The organism is Pseudoalteromonas rhizosphaerae (assembly GCF_028885455.1).
GTDB classification, from domain to species: Bacteria; Pseudomonadota; Gammaproteobacteria; order Enterobacterales; family Alteromonadaceae; genus Pseudoalteromonas; species Pseudoalteromonas rhizosphaerae.
Map to the genome: position 1 here is coordinate 2,451,537 of NZ_CP118496.1, position 17,914 is coordinate 2,469,450.

Below are 17,914 nucleotides of genomic sequence, written 5' to 3' on the forward strand. Positions count from 1 at the left end.
ACACAATGCGACATCTAAACACACACTTAAATCGCATCATAGAGCGATTACTTATTTTGGCCATGATAGCGATAGTAACCGTTGTTTGTTGGCAAGTTTTTTCACGGTTTATTTTACGTGCACCGAGCTCATACACCGAAGAGTTAGCGCGTTTTATACTGATTTGGATTGGGGTATTGGGCGCATCTTACGCGTATCGCACTAAAGCACATTTAGGACTTGATCTGTTTTATCAAAAAATGATCCCGTCACTTAGGTATAAGTGTTCATTTTTAATCGAAATCTGCGTGCTGATCACAGCATTAAGTATTTTAGTTTATGGTGGCAGCCAATTGATGATGTTGAGCTTTGAATTAAAGCAAACCTCAGCGGCGCTTGAGATCAACATGGGTTATGTGTATGTCGTTTTACCGCTAAGCGGGGTGTTGATTGTGATTAATTGCATTGAAAACCTGATCAATTATGCACAGCAAACATTCACGGAGGAAGCGTAATGGACTTAACAGCCATCGTTTTAATTATTTGCTTTTTTGCTTTATTGTTTATTAATGTACCTATTTCTTTGTGTATTGCGCTATCAACATTAGCAGCGCTATTAATGCACATTGATTTTACGCCTGCCACCACGACCATAGCCCAGCAAATGGCCGGTGGCATTGATAGTTTCGCATTATTGGCAATCCCATTTTTTATCTTGTCTGGATTGATAATGGGTCAAGGCGGCATTGCTAAACGGCTGATTGAATGTGCTATGGCGATGATAGGCTTTTTACCCGGCGGCTTGGCACTAGTAAATGTAATGTCGTGCATGTTATTTGGTGCAATATCAGGATCTGCCGTTGCAGCCACATCGGCGATTGGTAGTTTTATGGTGCCAGAAATGAAAAAACATGGTTACAGTGCCAGTTTTGCTGCGGCGGTTACCGCAAGTGCAGCCACTACGGGCATGTTAATACCACCGAGTAATATTTTAATTATCTATGCCATCGCCAGTGGTGGGGTGTCGATTGCGGCATTATTTATTGCCGGCTACTTACCGGGAATTTTAGTGGGGCTGGCGTTGATGATTGTTTGCGCTATTTACTCTATTCGCAACAATTACCCTGTAACAGCAAGACTGCCATTTAACATTGTGATGAAAAAAATACTCGCAGCTTTGCCAAGCTTATTGCTTATTTTTATTGTTATTGGCGGCATTATTGGCGGTGTATTTACCGCAACTGAAGCAGGCGCTATTGCCGTTATTTATGCTTTAGTACTGTCGGTATTTATCTACAAAGAAATCAATATAGCTGAAATGCCCGCTATATTACTAAAAGCTTGTGAAACAACGGCTATTGTAATGCTGATCATTGCCGCGTCATCGGGCATGTCGTGGTTATTGTCATACACACATATTCCACAGCTGGTCAGTGAGTTCTTTTTAACACTCAGTGATAATCCGATTTTAATCTTGTTGTTGATCAATCTGATTTTAATTTTGGTTGGCGCGTTTATTGATATGACACCTGCGGTATTGATTTTTACACCGATCTTTTTACCGGTAGCTGAGCAATTTGGTATGTCGCCGATTCAATTTGGTATTATGATTGTATTAAACTTATCAATTGGCTTGGTGTCTCCGCCAGTTGGGAGTGTGCTGTTTGTCAGTTGTGCGGTGGCGAAAACATCGTTACATAAAATAATTAAGCCAATGATGCCGCTGTATGCTGTGATGTTTTTAGTCTTGATGTTGGTCACATATGTACCGGCAATCAGTGAAACGTTACCGCGTTTATTTGGTTTAATCGAGTAACTAACCTGAACTTAGGATAATTTATTTGTCAGCGTTTAGGTTAACTTAATCAAACAAATCTGTGATGGAGCTCTACAGCTCCATTTTTCTTTTAAATCAAAGTAGTCAATGTATAACAAGAGCTGACTAACTACTTCTATGGATCTACGGTTAGTGTTAAACTTTGCAATCATCCTAAATAGGAACTTTTATGTCAGTAACGATTAATGATGTAGCTAAGCTGTGCGGTGTTTCAAAGCGCACAGTTTCACGTGTGATCAACCGTTCTCCCGCTGTGGGTGAGGCGACGCGGGAGCGAGTGCTTAAAATTATCAGCGAAGTTGGTTTTTCTCCTGACAAACAAGCACGGGGGCTGGCATCAAGTCGTTCTTACTTATTAGGTTTAATTTATGATAACCCCGATGCATTGTATATTGATCAGGTGCAACGAGGTGCATTAAGCGTCTGCTCTGAACTTGGCTATGAATTGGTTGTTCATCCTAGTTACTCTAAAAGTGCTGAATTTATTGACGATTGCCTGTCATTTATCTCTCGCTCTAAACTTGATGGCGTGATTATTTTACCGCCAGTATCTGAAAACAAAGAGTTAGCTGCAGCAATTCGTGAAGCAGGTTGTCCTTATGTGCGCTTAGCATCGGTAGATTTAGATGATGCTGATAACATTGTGGTCTCAGACGAACGCGCAGCAATGAAAGAAATGGCCAGCTACTTGGTTGAACTTGGCCATAAAGACATTGGTTTTATTTCTGGACCGCAGGTTTATCGTTCTTCAATTGAACGCTTAGCCGGCTTTTTAGCTGAACTGCAACAATGTAATGTGCAACTGCCTGGAAATCGTATTATTGAAGGCAAAAATAGTTACGAAAGTGGTATAGAATGCGCTATGACGTTGTTAAGCACTGAACCAAGACCAACGGCCATTGTTGCTAACAACGACGAAATGGCGGCGGGGGTATTACGGGTTGCCAGTAATTTAAATATCAAAGTACCAGAACAGCTATCAGTAGCAGGTTTTGATGATAATATTTTGGCTTCACGGATCATTCCATCGCTAACGACTATTCGAAGACCTGTACAAAACATGGCATGTTTAGCGGTACAAAAACTCATCAATAAAAGCCAATCGACACAAAGTGAAAAAATTAAATTAGATGACGTAGTCACTCCTTACTTAGTGAAGCGTGAATCTACCAACAGATGCGCTAAATAGTACCGATTAACCCCCCTCATAATATTTTTGTTACAGACATTCAAAGCGCCTTACTGACAGTAGGGCGCTTACTTCTATCCGTAATCCAATAATACTTTTTTGATTTAATTCATGAGTTAATTAAATCTGAGGAGCACCTTTGATAAAATAGCATGAAATATCGGTGTTAAACGAAACGGCCGATATGCTGCCTAAAGGATAAAATGCATAGCGCCCGTTTTTAATATCTGGAACATTTTGAGCGCTGTAAGCCCCGGCTGATATCAATCGTATTAAGTTACTGACCATTTATAGCGACAGATAAATACAGTGATAACAAGGCAGGAATTTTGATAGGGTGTTCTTGGCAATTGCTCCTGCATTGCTCTACCTCCTGCATCTATGCAGTCGTACTTGAAAAATTACTAACTCAATTTAATAACGTTAACTTCATGCCCTCGCTCTTTAACCGCAGCGCCTGTTAATCTCTTTGTGAATTATTAACTTGAAGATTTTGTTGCGCAAAGAGAAAGGAATGATATGGATAAAAGAATACCCTTGCTGTGCGGGGCAAGGGTATTGGTAACTATCAAATTGTGTGAAAGCAGCGCTTGGCTGCTCTCATTACAACTATTGGATGGTTATTTCATCCAATGTGATAGTTGCTTCACTTTCCGTTCTGAGAGTGATGAATGAGGTAGCTGTGGCTACCAATCCATCGACGGTGTACGTTTGACCTGGGACTAAGTCTTGAAGCTGTACTGAGTAGAACTTCGATGAACCACCGTGGATTGAATTAGCGCTACCAGAGGTGTTGTTATCTACATATATTTGGAAGCTTTTTGCGGTATTGCCTGCTACAGCCGCGACTTGAAAGCTCACTTGATAACTGTTACTTAAATCAAGTAACCCCGTGGTGCTTGCATCTGCTGAGGTTGTACTAACCGCAGGGGTAGTATTCGCTATACTAATGCGTGCCCCTGTCATGGTTAATTGGCCTGCTGATACATCAATAGCGCCTGTTACACGATGGAACAGCGGCGTACCAGATCCAGCTAAGCCCGATAAGTCACGATAACTATTACTAAAAAACTCGTCCGTATTCGCTGCAGCAAAATTTTCAGTAAAGGGTAACCCAAGCGGCTCTTGCACAGGTGGCTCACTTGGCGCTGCAATGTCAGGGATGTCTAAATCGCTTTGATCCGTTTTACCAATACCGGCATGGGCAATAACATGCGCTTTAACATCCATTACTGGTGTTAACTTATACTCATAAGGTGCTTGGTATGAGCTGGTGGGTGTCATACCAGTAGCAGTAACCTCTGCAGCCACATCGCCGTCAGCCACATCACCCCAAGTAACACCTTCACCTAGGTAGTTACCCGAGGTATTCCAATAACCAATTACTTTTGAGTAAAAAGAGACCACAGGATTTTTAGTATGCTCAAAGTAGTTATTCTCAATATGTAGCTCTGCGCCCATTCGTGAGTTAATCGCGCTAGAGGTGATATTGTTATAATAGTTGTTGAAGAGATGACCTTGACCAAATCTAAACAACGGAACACGCGATATGATGTTTTCAAAGCGGTTATGGTGAAAGGTAATATGACGATTCTTGTTGCTGCTCGAGTCATCATCACTGTGACCATGGAGTGACGTTTTCCAGCTATCGTGAATATAGTTATATGAAATGGTAATGTTTTCAGCACCCGATTTAGAATCGATTAAACCATCATAATAATCTTGATCAACATTTAACGATGAATATAGTTCGTTATGATCAATCCAGATATTCGCGGTAGGTTTATTTTCATCACCTTCAATCGAAATACCATCTTTACCGCCGGTAAGTACTTCATGGATTTTTAAGTTTTGGATAATGATGTTATTAGCACGACGAATAGCAATGCCGATACCACTTAGCTCACCACGATCTGCCACACCAATGATTGAGATATTATCCATATCTTTAATTTCGATAGAAGAATTATCGCCGCCACTGTTTGCATCAGTAATGACACCATCGACATAAATAGTCACTGGAACACCTGATGATTTTGCTTGTGCTAAAGCCGATTTAAGCGCTGTGCCATTATCAACGGTCACTACTGTTCCACCTTCGCCACCGGTTAGGTTAAAATTATAACCAGCAAAACCCAGACTATTATTCACCGGTGTTATTGCAATTGGCTCATCTGGCAAGATTGGGATAGCTAGTGGTTCAGGTGTCCAACCTTGGCCATCATTAAAGCTTGCAAAAATAGCGTTACGCTCAAGTAAGTTAACTACGTCGCTGTCTTGCATAATGTAACCGCCAACACGGGCACTTAAATCAAGGGTATTACCTGCTAAATCCATGCTGCCATACTCGCGCCAGCCACTGGTAGCCGTTGCAATTTCTGGATTTGGTGCAGGTTGACTGTTAACTCCTTGCACAGCCCAACCTGAGGTTGCAATGTGAGTATCAAATTTATTATTGATAAGAGTAACATTATCAAAATATGTGTCACTGCCACCACTGCGTGCAATATAGGTTGAATTATCTAACACATCATTGCCAATTGGTCCTGGGCCATGAGTAAAGCGGTTATTTAAGAAGATAAAGCCAGGATCTGTTTGCACAGGTACGCGGGCTTGTAACACATAACCACCTGATGAGTCTTTAGTTGGATCTCCATCTTTGGAGTCACCAATGGTGCGAATTTCACTGTCTTCAAATAATGCAGTGACCGGGTAGCCCCAAATAAAGTCAACATTACCTGCAACTAAGCTATTGTAAAACCATGTGTAACCTTTAAGTAATAGGGTATCTTGTTCGCTAATAAAGCTGGCATTATTAGCCACTAAACGACCATTACTATTAAAGTAAATAGTTTCAGCTTGGTTTGAATCAACATTGTTACGCAAGTGGGTGTTTTTCAATGTTAGGTTGTTGATCACTAACATATCCGCACCTTCAACTAAGAATACACCACGACCGCCGCCCGGTGTGCCAGAACCTATAGGCGCACTGCCACCTGAGCCACCATTGAGTGTTTCGTAGTTTTCGTACTGAATAATGGTATTGTCTTGGCTTTGCCCTTGTATTGTTACGTTATTTTTATTACGTAAGAACAGCAGTTCGTTGTAGATCCCATCTTTGACTGAAATGATAGTTTGCTCATCTTTAGCAAGATTTGCCATTGCAAAGTTAAGTGCACCTTGCACGGTTCTAAAGTCAGCTACACCGTCATCATCAACCAATAGTTGATTGCTTGCCGGCGTTGTCACTTTAGTGGTGAACGTCCATTGGCTATTATCACCGAGGCCAATAAAATCAGTACCGTTGAGTTGTGCGCCTAATACCACATCATCACCAATGACAACACGATAAGTATGGCCATATTCAAGCACATTATTATGCGGTTTAATGGTTAAGGTATTGCCTTCAATTGTGAGCGGGTAGTAGTACACAGAGCGGACTTTATCCTGGCCGGTGTAGCCTATCACATCGACATTTTTACCCACTTTGAGGGTATCAACTAGGGTGTTGTCGTTTTGCTTATAAATACGAACTTCACCTAAACTACCAAAGGTAGGGGCGTTATCAAAAGTAAGCGATAATTGGGTATCAACAAATTGGTTATCGCTAGCAATCGCTGGCATTACTTTAGCTGTTAAATCACCATAGTCAGCAGTTGGCATAACAAAGCCTTCTGCAACAGAGACTTTAATAGTACGGGTAATACTTGGGTCTGAATCCGATACAAATGTGATCGTTGCATCGCCTGCAGCAATCGGTGTAAGGGTGATCGTATTTGCATCGATTGTAACGCTCACCACTGCTTCATTGCTTGAAGTGACCGTGTAGGTGTCGGCTGTGATACCGTCGTTTTTAATTGCTGTAACGTTGATCAACAATGGATCCATACTGGTACTTGTGTCCCAATTAGGCTCTTTGTAATCAAGGGTTAACTGAATTGGCTTGATGCTAGGGTCGCCCACTTTTACATCATCAATTTCAAACGAACGATTATTCGTAAACACACCAATTAAGCCACGCGCTGTATAGCTGGTATCAGTCGCAGAGCCCATTTTCTCACCATCTAAGTACACGGTAAGTTGGTCATCAATCATTTCAAAGCGAGTGGTGTACCAAACGCCATCTTCTGTAGCGCCTTTTTCACCGAGTAAGATTGGTGATTTTGTTTGCACCGGACGCGAAATTGATCCTTCGCTACTAACGGCAACTTCCACTTGCGTACTGCTTGATGAGTTTTGCACATTTAAGCCACCGGCGTACCAATTACCGGCATTTAAATAGCGTGCCATCAGAAAGATCTGCTTATTGGCCGTGGTAGAGTTCTGACGTGGGCGAATTTTCGCTTCAACAAAGTAGTTACCTGTCGCAGGTACGTTTGCCATAGCTTCTTCAGTGGCTAAAATTAGCTCGCCACCAGCACCGCCTGCGGTGTATCGCATCATGTTATTACCCATAATGTCGAGTACATCAAACTCACCCATTGGGGCTTCTGTGTTATCTGGCTTGGCTAAAATTTGCCAATTATTTAAATCACCATTGGCAAAGTCATCACAAAAATACAGTTCAGGTGCATCCGTGCAGCTAAATACAGATGGATCTTTAACATACTCAACTCTGAGGTTATTGATAACCACAGTGCCGCCTGTTTCGGTACGTAACTGTAAAAATGAATTTTTAGTCGCAAGCTTTCCGGGTACTGTTAAAGTTTGACCAGGGGTAAGCGAGTTGATCAATTCATTATAAAAACGTGAGTCATTACCATGGATTGATTTAGAACTGCTTGATGAGTTGTTATCCACATAAATTTGGAATTTATTATCACCTTCAGGGTCACTTACACTGACAATATCCATCACCACTTGATAAGGACGAGACAAATCCAGTGCTCCACTGGTGGTGGTATCCGTTGCTGCTGTTTCAATACCTGGTGTGGTGTTACCTAATGTGAAACGTCCTCCATTGAGTTCTAATCCAGTATCAATCACAGTGACTGAGCCGCCTGTTTTGCTAAACATGGGGATTTCATCGCCGTTAGCATCAATAACTTTTTGATGATCAACAGAGAAAATATCCGCAGTAAGTGCGGTAAAGTCAGTGATAATTGGTAATTCTATTGTTGGGATCTCACCTTGAACAGGTGGTTCAACAGGTGGTTCAACAGGTGGCTCAACTGGCGGTTCAACATCTGGCACATCTGTAGCAACTGTTTCAATGGTTAAGTTATCAATGACAATCATTGCCGCTGAATCAGTGCGTATTTGGAAATATGAATTTTTAATCTCAGGATTTAAAATACCACGGGCATCGATATTAGTTAGATCTGGGCCGGTATTTACATCTTCACCTGGAATGTACGTATAAGAGAACTTTTTACCTGCAGGGGTGTTGGTTTCGTTTATATCTTTACCATAAAACTTTGAAGCACCACCATGCACTGAATTACTTTGACTGGCAGTATTATTATCAACATACAGCGATAATCCACCGGCACTATTATGAGAAATAACATCAAAGCTAATGGTAAACCCTTCGCTTAAATTATAAATCCCCACACCTGAGCTATCAGTCGCTGTTGATTCTTTGCCGGGCAGAGTATTACCGATTGTAATACGGTCGCCTTCTAGAATTAGGTGGCCTGCTACATCGTCAATTTTTGCACTACCGCCACTTTTAAAATATAACGGGCCGCTGCCTTGCTCATCCGATAAGCTTTTATAGCTCGATGAGAAAAATGTTTCAGTGTCAGTATCAAACTCTTCAATTAAGGCTAAACCAGCTTGCTGTGCTAAATCATTGAGTTTAACTAACTCTTCTTGAGCTTGTTGTTCGGAGAACACTAAAATATTGTTTTTAGCATCATCATTACTATCACAAGTAAGCACCAGTGTTGCCAGTGCGCTTGCATCGCTGGTGGCACAAACACTGTAGGTGTTATTAACCGTATTATGCGAACGAGAGATTATATACTCAGTGGTAGCAGACTCGCCCTCAACTGAGGTCAGTACAAGTACACGGTTACCGAATAAAAACGAATAATTGCCTGTTACTGTTTTGTTACCATCCACTACTTGGCTGAATGTTCCACTAAGGTTTGCTTCATCAACGGGCGTGAATATCAACTGTGCAATACTTGCCTCACTGCCTTGTACTAACGGGTTATACAATGTTCCGCTAAAATCGGCAGTATTAAATGCTAAAGGTTGGGTGCTGTTGTATTGCTTAAAAATAAAATCAACAAAGTGCACAATGGCCTGATCAGTAGGCACTAACGCTGTGTTAGCCGAGCCTGCATCAGCGAGCCATGCATTTACGTTCGCCTCAAACTCGTCGCTACTAAAATAATCAGTAACTGTTTGTCCTTCACTAAGCGTCATCTGCGCTGCCTGCGCAGCTTGCGCGCTAATGGTGATGCCATTACTTGGATCGCCATCAACATCGAGTGACTGCAATAAACGTAAGCTATTTATAACAGCGGGGTGAAACACGGTATCTGTTGAAAATAAAGCAAGTGGGGTAAGCACATTTGCTGCGGCAACCGTGGGGAAGGTAAGCTCACCAATGGAAAACACGACGGCTTCCCCCCTAAAGTAATCAAACTGTCCTTCAGCTGTGGTTACGCCATTAGTAACCGATGGGCTATTATAAGTTAAACCAGCAACAGGGCTGTCAACAAACACCCCTTGGATAGCGGGTAACGGGGCTTCTTTTATATTAATAGAACTTTCTTCACCGCAGCCTGCTAAAATCGCGGTGATCAGCAAACATGATGGTATTTTTATTGTATTATTCATGCATCCCTCCAAGGATGAAAGCGTGTCTTCTACGCGTTAATTGTGTGTGAAATTAACGATTTTTATTACTTCATTGATTGTTAATAAAATTTATAATTCATACCTAACTGGAATGTGCGGCCATAATCTTCACGCTGGTAGAGGATCTCGCCACCAGATTGCTTATTACCGGTGAAGTAACGTAGATCTGATTCGTCGGTTAGGTTAATTGCATCAAAGTACACGCTGAGGCTTTTTGAAAAGTCGTATTTTACTTTTATATCAAAAGTCATTATGTCGTCTTGGTAAATATCAGCCCATGTTTTGCAAGTATGACTATCGGCTTTATTCGCTGACACAGGGCAAGAGCCAACTTCTTCAAGAATATCAGAGCGGTAATTACTAATTAGGCGTAACGAGAATGACTCATCTTCCCAGCCCACGGCAATATTACCGGTAACGTCAGCCTGACCAGGCAGTGGCATTTTATCTTGACGAATAGTGGCATCGAGCTCAGCTTCACTTTTTACAAATGTCATATTACTTTGCCAAAATAAACCATTCTCAAAGAACTGGTTGTAACTCAATTCAATACCATAAACAGTTGCTTTATCGCCGTTTAAAGTGATATCGACCTGATTGAGAACAAGATCTTGTGGAATTGCAAAATCAGACACTTGATTAACTGGTAAAGTCAGTGGTAATTCGTCTATCCCCATTTGAATACCGGTGACATCGACGATGAAGTTATCGATATTTTTGTAAAATACTGCTGCTTCCATAAATAACTCTTTTGATGGATACCAGCCAAATGATGCATCAAAGTTGTCAGATGTCATGGCTACTAGATTAGGATTACCAACTTGTACTGCGTTATCGGGTCCTAAAATATAACCTTGAAGTTCAATGGCGCTCTGTCCATCTGGCGAGCTGTAACATTCGTTCGTTGTTGGATCGCATAAGCTTATGTCGTCATCAAACTTAGCAAAACCACGAGCTTGTTTAAAAGAAGGGCGGGTGTAACTGGTCCATAATGAAGTACGTACCAAAATTTGATCGCTAGGCTCATAGCGAACATGAATACTCGGGAAAAACTCACTATAGGTAATTGACGATTCAGGTAATGGGATTGCTAAATCAAGCATTTTGTCATTGCCAAAATCCCAGTCATCGTTTTCAAGCGACATAAAACCAGTTGAAGAAAACTCAGTATGCGCATAGCGTACACCGGTGATCACGGTTAGTTGCTCAGAAAGTGGCATTTCAGCCATGATAAAAGCTGCATAAGTGTCTTCAGTAAGCGTGTAATCTTCTTTGGTACTGTCAATTGACTCTTCGCCACCGGTGGCACTTTCGCGTGTTATTTTTGTAGAATTTACAATGTATTCAACATCCTGTTGGCTTACAAATGGATAGGTAAATAAACCACCTGCTGGCACCGCGTAATTATAATCAGTGATATTTGATGTTGCGACATCCATACAGGTTTGGTCGCCACCGCAATCGGCGCTATTAACGGTATAACTCCAGCGATCTTTATTATTGTAATGCTCTCGTTCATTATAAGTACCGCCAACTTTAATAAAGTTAAGGTATTGGTAATCAAAATCTTTTTGTAAGTTTAACTTCAGGCTAGTAATTTCATCTGTACGGGTACTGTCTTCCATAAACAGATTATCGTATTCCATATTTGATAAATCGCTGATATCACCATCGGCTTCACCAGCAAATACATCTTCGTCATCTTTAAGGGCAAACCCGCCCAGAGCTGCTGCTTCTGCAGGGGTCAATACTTTAGCGATAATGTTGTCTCTGCTGCCTTTACCATAGACGATATTTTCGCGTTCACGAAATTGGGCTCGTCGATCCCCGACTGATTTATCTTCAGTTTTAGAGTAAGCAAATTCATAATCGACACGCCATGAATCAGCGATATAGTTTTCACCACCAACACTGAAATTAGTCGTAGTGGTTTCACCTTCTTGAATAAAGTACTGGTTGAAGACATCCACATCTGACAGAGCAAACTCTTTTGTTTCTGCATTCACATAGATAACTTCATCGGCCTCATCGCCATTATAAAAGTTGTAAAACTCACGTTGTGCAATATCCCCATCAGTGTAATTAGAGTAATTACCACGTAAGTAATAAAAACTGTCTTCTGAGGGTTTAAATTCAAAATTGAGGGTTGCGGTGGAGCGTTTTCTATCGGCGATTTCTCGGCGATTTTCTAGTTGTGCCGGAATTAATATTTCTGGTGCATTGCTAAGTTGCTCTTCACTTAGACCAATCCCACCTTGTAAGAAGTTTAATTCACGGGTGCTATGATGGCGTACTTCATCTACTTGAGTTTTTCTATCTTCATAAGAAAGCGCAAAACCAACACCGATTTTGTCATCTAAAAATAACTGTGTGCCATCAAGGCTAAACTTCGGCGAGTGTTCTTCTCTGAGTTCACTGTATGAATCTTGCAGCTTCATTTTTAAGGTGTTTTTACCTCGGTCATAAGCTGATATGGCTCTGACATTAACTGAGCCACCAATAGAGTTAAGGTTCATATCGGGTGTGAGAGTTTTAAAAACTTCAATGGCACCCAGAGAATCACTGGTGATGCCATCAAGACCAATCTTACGATCATCGCCTGCACCGGAAAGCTCAGCACCATTCATACTTACCGAAACGAATTTAGGACCTAAGCCCCGAACTGCAATATATTTACCTTCACCTTCACTGCGCTCTAAAGTGACACCCGGGATCCGACGCAGTGACTCAGCAACATTTTGGTCAACAAAGTTACCCATGTCATCGGTGGCAATCACAGAGCTAAACGCTTTGCTGTCACGTTCCATAGCGCGTGCTTTTAAATCAGCTTGGTAAACACCCGTTACAGCTATTATTTCTATATCGTCTTCAACAATTTGTGCTGATTTGGTTGGTTCTTGTTCAGCATTGGTTGTGGTTTTTTGTGTATTATTTTCAACCTTTGGCTGTGCAGGATCGGCCGTTTGTGCATAAATTGGCATTGCTACCAGTAATGCCGCAGCGATCGCGCTTAATCTCATGCTCTTCATTTTTATTCCTTTTTCAGGCTTTTAATTGTGTGTGCAAGTTATGCGATTCCCGTTGATTTAAATCCCAGCTTGCCACCGGTGGCAAAATGGAATAACATGAAGTTAACACTGTATTAATAATGTTGTCAATTTATTAGCCATCAACATGTGTATTTTTTTATTTAAACCCTAAAGTGTAAAAGCAATTTTAAAGGACCATTATGCAATTATTGCAAAATAATCACTCAAAATATCTGCACATAGCTTACATGTGTATGATTTTTGTGTTTACTATTTCTATTTCAGCTAAATTATCTGCTGAACAAATAAATGCTAATTTAGCATTTCCTTCTGCGCAAGGTTTCGGAAAATATGCAACCGGAGGAAAGGGCGGTGAGCTTTATATTGTCACAAGCTTAGCAGATCAAGCTGATAAACCAATTGAGGGTACGTTACGCTATGCGGTAGAGCAAAAGCATCCTAGAACCATTGTTTTTGCGGTGTCAGGAGTGATAAAGCTGGTAGACGAACTTAAAATTTCACACGGCAATATCACCATTGCAGGACAAAGCTCGCCTGGAGGTATTACCCTTATTGGTGCACCTGTGATTGTGTCGTCCAGTACTAACGTGATTATTCGCTATATGCGCTTTCGTTTAGGTACATTTGGTTACGCAGATGACTCTTTGTCAGTACGAAATAGTGATACGGTGATAATTGACCACTGTTCATTAAGTTGGTCGGTTGATGAAACTGCAAGTTTTTATAATAACCGCAATTTCACACTACAAAACTCAATGATTTCGCACAGTTTAAGCCATTCAATTCACCCTAAAGGAGATCATGGTTATGGTGGTATTTGGGGCGGAGCAAATGCAAGTTTCATTAATAATATACTCGCTAATCATGCCAGCAGAACACCAAGGATCAACGGGCATAGACTTAAATCACCATACGCACAAAATGAAGAGTTTGTTGAAATAATTAATAATATTATTTTTAACTGGGGACATAACAATGTGTATGGCTCAGAAAATGGTCGTTTTAACCTGATCAATAATTACTATAAGCCAGGCAAAGCAAGTAAGATCATGCAGTTTGCGGATATTTGGTACTCCCCTGAGATAAAAGAAAATCAGGCGTATATTATGGGTAATGTACTTGAGAACAATCCACAACTGAGTGAGCATAACTACTTAGGTGTAAACTACCGTAAAGCAGTCAAAGCAAAGCGCACAAAGAGTGATACAAAGAGCCCTTGGTTAAGCGATAAAGTAATTATTACATCTGCTGTGCAAGAATCGTTGGCCTATATTAGTGCAGAGCAAGCATTTTATACTGCCACCAAAGCACAAGACATTGGTGCAAGCAAAAATGCCAATGGCCGATTTATTGATAGTGTTGATAACTTAGTTTATCAACAATTAATAGACGCTGTGCCCATCAAGAAAAACGGTCTAATAGACCACGAGTTTGAATTAATAGGTAGTTGGGATGCTTATGAAAAACAATTTATAGGCTTTACAGCAATCACAGATGCCGATCAAGATGGTGTGGATGATAACTGGCTAAAAAAACATCAGCCGCAATTGAAAAATGCCACTAAAGAGCAGGTTTTACAGCAGTACTTAAATTCACTTAGCGAATAATAAAGCAAAAACCACTTTGACTTTAACAGATCTGTTAAGTCATCGTGGCTTTCGATTATAACTTCAATAGTGTTCAACGACTGTTAGCGAATTGTGCTGTTAAAAAGTCATCAATAACGGCAGTCGTTGGTGTTAACCACGGCTGGAATAACCAAAATGAATGCTGCGCGCCTTTGAATTGATAAACTTGGCTGGTTATTTGTAATTCCTCTAACTTTTGTATTGCGCTGTTTCGGCCTGCTCGAGAGCGTGGTACTGAGCTATTAATGAAAAGTGTCGCAAACGCGTTGTTATCAATATAGGAAATAGGTGATGCACAGCGCTAACGTTGTGGGATAGTTTCATAACGGTCCCCCCACCTCTTGCTAGCTGAAGTGAAATCACTTAACCCATCAATATTTATAAGCGCTTGGACATTAATTCGCTTCGAGTCATTGTCGCTGCTATCAACAATCCCGCCTGTAGACTAATAGCGTTGCTCTGGTTGACGCAGATAGAGCTTCACGAATGACAGTAACACTAAGCAATGGGTAGTGTAGTCCCATCGCGGTTAATCGCGCCAATAGGTGGTGTACGCCTGAAGGTTACAGAGCATCTCAGAACTAACCATTTGTACTGCATAGCTCAGTGAGTTGTTATTATTTTGCGCAGACACATTCATTATTGAGCAGAATAAGCAGCAGAGCAAAAATGAAAAAATATTTTTATTTACGCTGTTTTTATTGATTTTGATTATACGCATCATAAATCCTTATGAGCTTAGTGTGCTGATGTTGTTGAAGGGAAGTGAGTTTTGGCCGGTAAGCAAAATGCGATGGACTTTGCTTTCCGGCTGAATAATCTATGGCTGTTTAGTTGTTACCAGCTAGAAGCTTTGCTACTTCAAGGCTTGCTAGAATGAAGGGACCATTTCCTTTAGGATCATTTTTGCTGACCGGCTCGCTCATATAATAGTGATAACTACCATCACGACCAAAGCCAAGGCCTGCAACATAGCATTGGTTTGTCATACTTACCGTGCCATCGCTATGTACTAATGTAAATTGGTTAAGTAAACCTTGATACGCTGCAAGGGCAGTGTCTTGATAATCAGCATCGATATAGCCATTATTAAGTGCTTTGGCATAAAAGTAAGCAAACATGGCTGTTGCAGTTGATTCTTGGTAGTTACCTAAAGCCGTTGGTTTGTCTAAAACTTGCCACCATGTGCCGGTATCAATATCTTGAACTTTGGCAATATCCGTGGCCAACTCTTTTACCATGGCGAGTAAGGTATCGCGTTGCTCTGTGTTTTTTGCTGGGATGTAATCGAGTACATCAACCACTGCCATAGCGAGCCACCCCATACCACGGCCCCAAAATTCTGCAGAAACACCCGTTTTTTTATCTGCCCATGCTTGCTGTTTAGATTCATCCCAACCGTGATAGTACAACCCTGTTTTTGGATCGCGTAGTGCTTCACGTGTGAGCTTAAATTCGTTTACAACCTCGGCGAAGGTTTCTTGTTGCTGATGGCCCGTTTCAAATAAGCTACCGTACTGGGCTAAAAACGGCATACCCATATAAACGCCATCTAGCCACACTTGATGTTGATATTTGTTTTTGTGCCAAAATGCGCCTTGTGATGTACGTGGCTGTAACTGTAATTGTGCACGTAAAGCTTTTGCGGCAGATAAATATTGTTGCTGCTGGGTATCTTGGTATAGCTGGATAAGATTACGCCCAGGCGGAATGTTATCAATGTTAAAATTGCTTTGTTTATAGGCGGTGATTTTGCCTTGTTGATCAATAAAGCTACCAGTAACTTGGGCAATCACATTCTTATAAGTTTGCTCATCAGTTGCCATCCCTAATTGGTAGTAAGCATATGGCTGTAAGCCGATAATGTCGTATTCAAACTTTGGGCTGCGCTTACGGTTCACATCCCAGCCATTGGCATGATAGCCTAGTGCTTTTCTTTTCAGCTCTGAATCGGCAAGGGCGCGGGCCCATTCAAGGGCTATTTTATCATTAAGCGGTTGCGTCGTTTTTTTTGCTGTAACTGTGGTATGCAAAGTAATGCGTGGTTTAATTGTCAATCTTTCAGCTTGTTGATCAAGGTACTCAATAAAGCTTTCTTTATCGTTGATACCACTTTCAGGTTGCCAAACAGAGGCAAAATAGTAATCAGTATGCTGTGTACTTTGTCCTTTAGGTTTGAGTACTGCAAGGTAGTTATTTTTGTCTTGGCGCACGTCAATGACATCACCTTTTTTAAAGAAAACCGCCATACCTAAAGCTGATTTATCTAAGCTTTGATTCCCCCAACTGGCGATATAGCCATAGCCATAATTACTCATAGTATCTAGATCAGCTTGAATAAACTCAGTCTCAGGGTGCTTAACAACTCCGGCAACTATATTAGGCAAATTTTTATCAGTGCTCAGTTCTACATGTGCCAAACGTGAGCCGCCGTGCATACTAATATTGGCTATTAAATCTTGCTGTTGATAGCTGTTTTGCCAGCCTTGATACTCAATTTGTATACTGGCGCGTAAATCACCATTTTCAATAATCCGTGCTGTTCGTGAACTTACATCAGCGACATGTTCCAGCTCATCATTACTACCCATTAAACCAAATCCACCAGCCCCTAAAGACTTGCCCACTTTGAGAATGTCCATTCCCCAATCTTGCTTGTCATGATAAGAGTCATATCCATCTAGTCCAACTGTATGTAGAACTGGTTTAGTGGTTAACTTACCGAAAATGTCAAAGCCATTACGCCAATCGAGGTAAAAACGGTAACCTACTTTATCTGATTCAATGCCAGGACCTTCATAACGGATCCAATTTGAATGATCTGTGTAATAATCTGGTGGCGTTAACTCATCAACATTTGTAAATTCACCGCCTACATATTCTTTTTTACCTGTACCAACTTGATGTTTTGGTGGGCGCGAGTGTGGCTGCCATTGACCGCCCTGTTTATGGGCAAGATCAGCTTGAACACGTTTTGTTTGTGTTGTTATTGGCGGCTTACTTTGCTGTGTAATAGTGACTTCAATTGGTTTATCAGATAAGTCGACAATAAAATAAACACCATCAAGTTCACCGTCTGAGTTAATATCTACTGCTTGGCTTGGTAACACTTGCTGCGCTGTCTTTATTGTTAAAGCAGCTGCTTGGTTAAGGCCTAAATCATAATAGCTAATATAAATAGGTTCATCAGGGCGTTCAAATGAAGATGGATTAACAATGTCTACTTTAGCAACTAATGCGCTTCCAAAGGAGTTAGTTTCGCTTGCTTGTAGTGGCGTTTTAATGGCTGCTTGTTCTTGGCATGCAATCAATAATAGGCTAGAGCTCAGAACTGTTCCCATCATAAAGCGCTTTGATAACAGTGATGTTTTTAAAGTCATTGTGTGTCCTCAATGGTTGAGCCACTAAAATTAGGTGG

The 17,914-nt window shown here is 41.1% G+C and carries 7 protein-coding genes; 4 read left to right on the forward strand and 3 right to left on the reverse strand.

All coding sequences use genetic code 11. The features are described from left to right. The first annotated feature begins 5 nt into the window (after positions 1-5). From PVK79_RS10365 to PVK79_RS10375, 3 genes are all read left to right on the forward strand, one after another. Positions 6-494 (forward strand): TRAP transporter small permease, encoded by a 489-nt coding sequence (locus tag PVK79_RS10365; RefSeq protein ID WP_182735177.1) that lies wholly within the window; start codon positions 6-8, stop codon positions 492-494. Beyond that, complete coding sequence (locus PVK79_RS10370) at positions 494-1,795, forward strand: TRAP transporter large permease (RefSeq protein WP_165742666.1); 1,302 nt, start codon at positions 494-496, stop codon at positions 1,793-1,795. The genes PVK79_RS10365 and PVK79_RS10370 overlap by 1 nt, the downstream gene beginning before the upstream one ends. 190 nt (positions 1,796-1,985) lie before the next feature. Further along, positions 1,986-3,005 (forward strand): LacI family DNA-binding transcriptional regulator, encoded by a 1,020-nt coding sequence (locus PVK79_RS10375; RefSeq protein ID WP_145239108.1) that lies wholly within the window; start codon positions 1,986-1,988, stop codon positions 3,003-3,005. A 609-nt stretch (positions 3,006-3,614) separates the two neighbouring features. On the opposite strand, the gene PVK79_RS10380 is transcribed toward PVK79_RS10375, so the two are convergent. Together PVK79_RS10380 and PVK79_RS10385 are read right to left on the reverse strand one after the other, a co-directional pair. Next, positions 3,615-9,797: a pectinesterase family protein gene (locus PVK79_RS10380; RefSeq protein ID WP_257326636.1), complete on the reverse strand. Its 6,183-nt coding sequence runs from the start codon at positions 9,795-9,797 to the stop codon at positions 3,615-3,617. Positions 9,798-9,877: 80 nt separating this feature from the next. After that, positions 9,878-12,847, reverse strand: a complete 2,970-nt coding sequence (locus PVK79_RS10385; RefSeq protein ID WP_257326637.1) for a TonB-dependent receptor — start codon at positions 12,845-12,847, stop codon at positions 9,878-9,880. 200 nt (positions 12,848-13,047) lie between these two features. Here PVK79_RS10385 and PVK79_RS10390 point away from each other — a divergent pair, with 200 nt between their 5' ends. Beyond that, complete coding sequence (locus PVK79_RS10390; protein WP_182779024.1) at positions 13,048-14,475, forward strand: pectate lyase family protein; 1,428 nt, start codon at positions 13,048-13,050, stop codon at positions 14,473-14,475. Positions 14,476-15,326: 851 nt separating this feature from the next. On the opposite strand, the gene PVK79_RS10395 is transcribed toward PVK79_RS10390, so the two are convergent. Beyond that, positions 15,327-17,876, reverse strand: coding sequence for a glycoside hydrolase family 88 protein (locus PVK79_RS10395; RefSeq protein WP_257326638.1), 2,550 nt, complete (start codon positions 17,874-17,876; stop codon positions 15,327-15,329). Between the last annotated feature and the right edge of the window lie 38 nt (positions 17,877-17,914).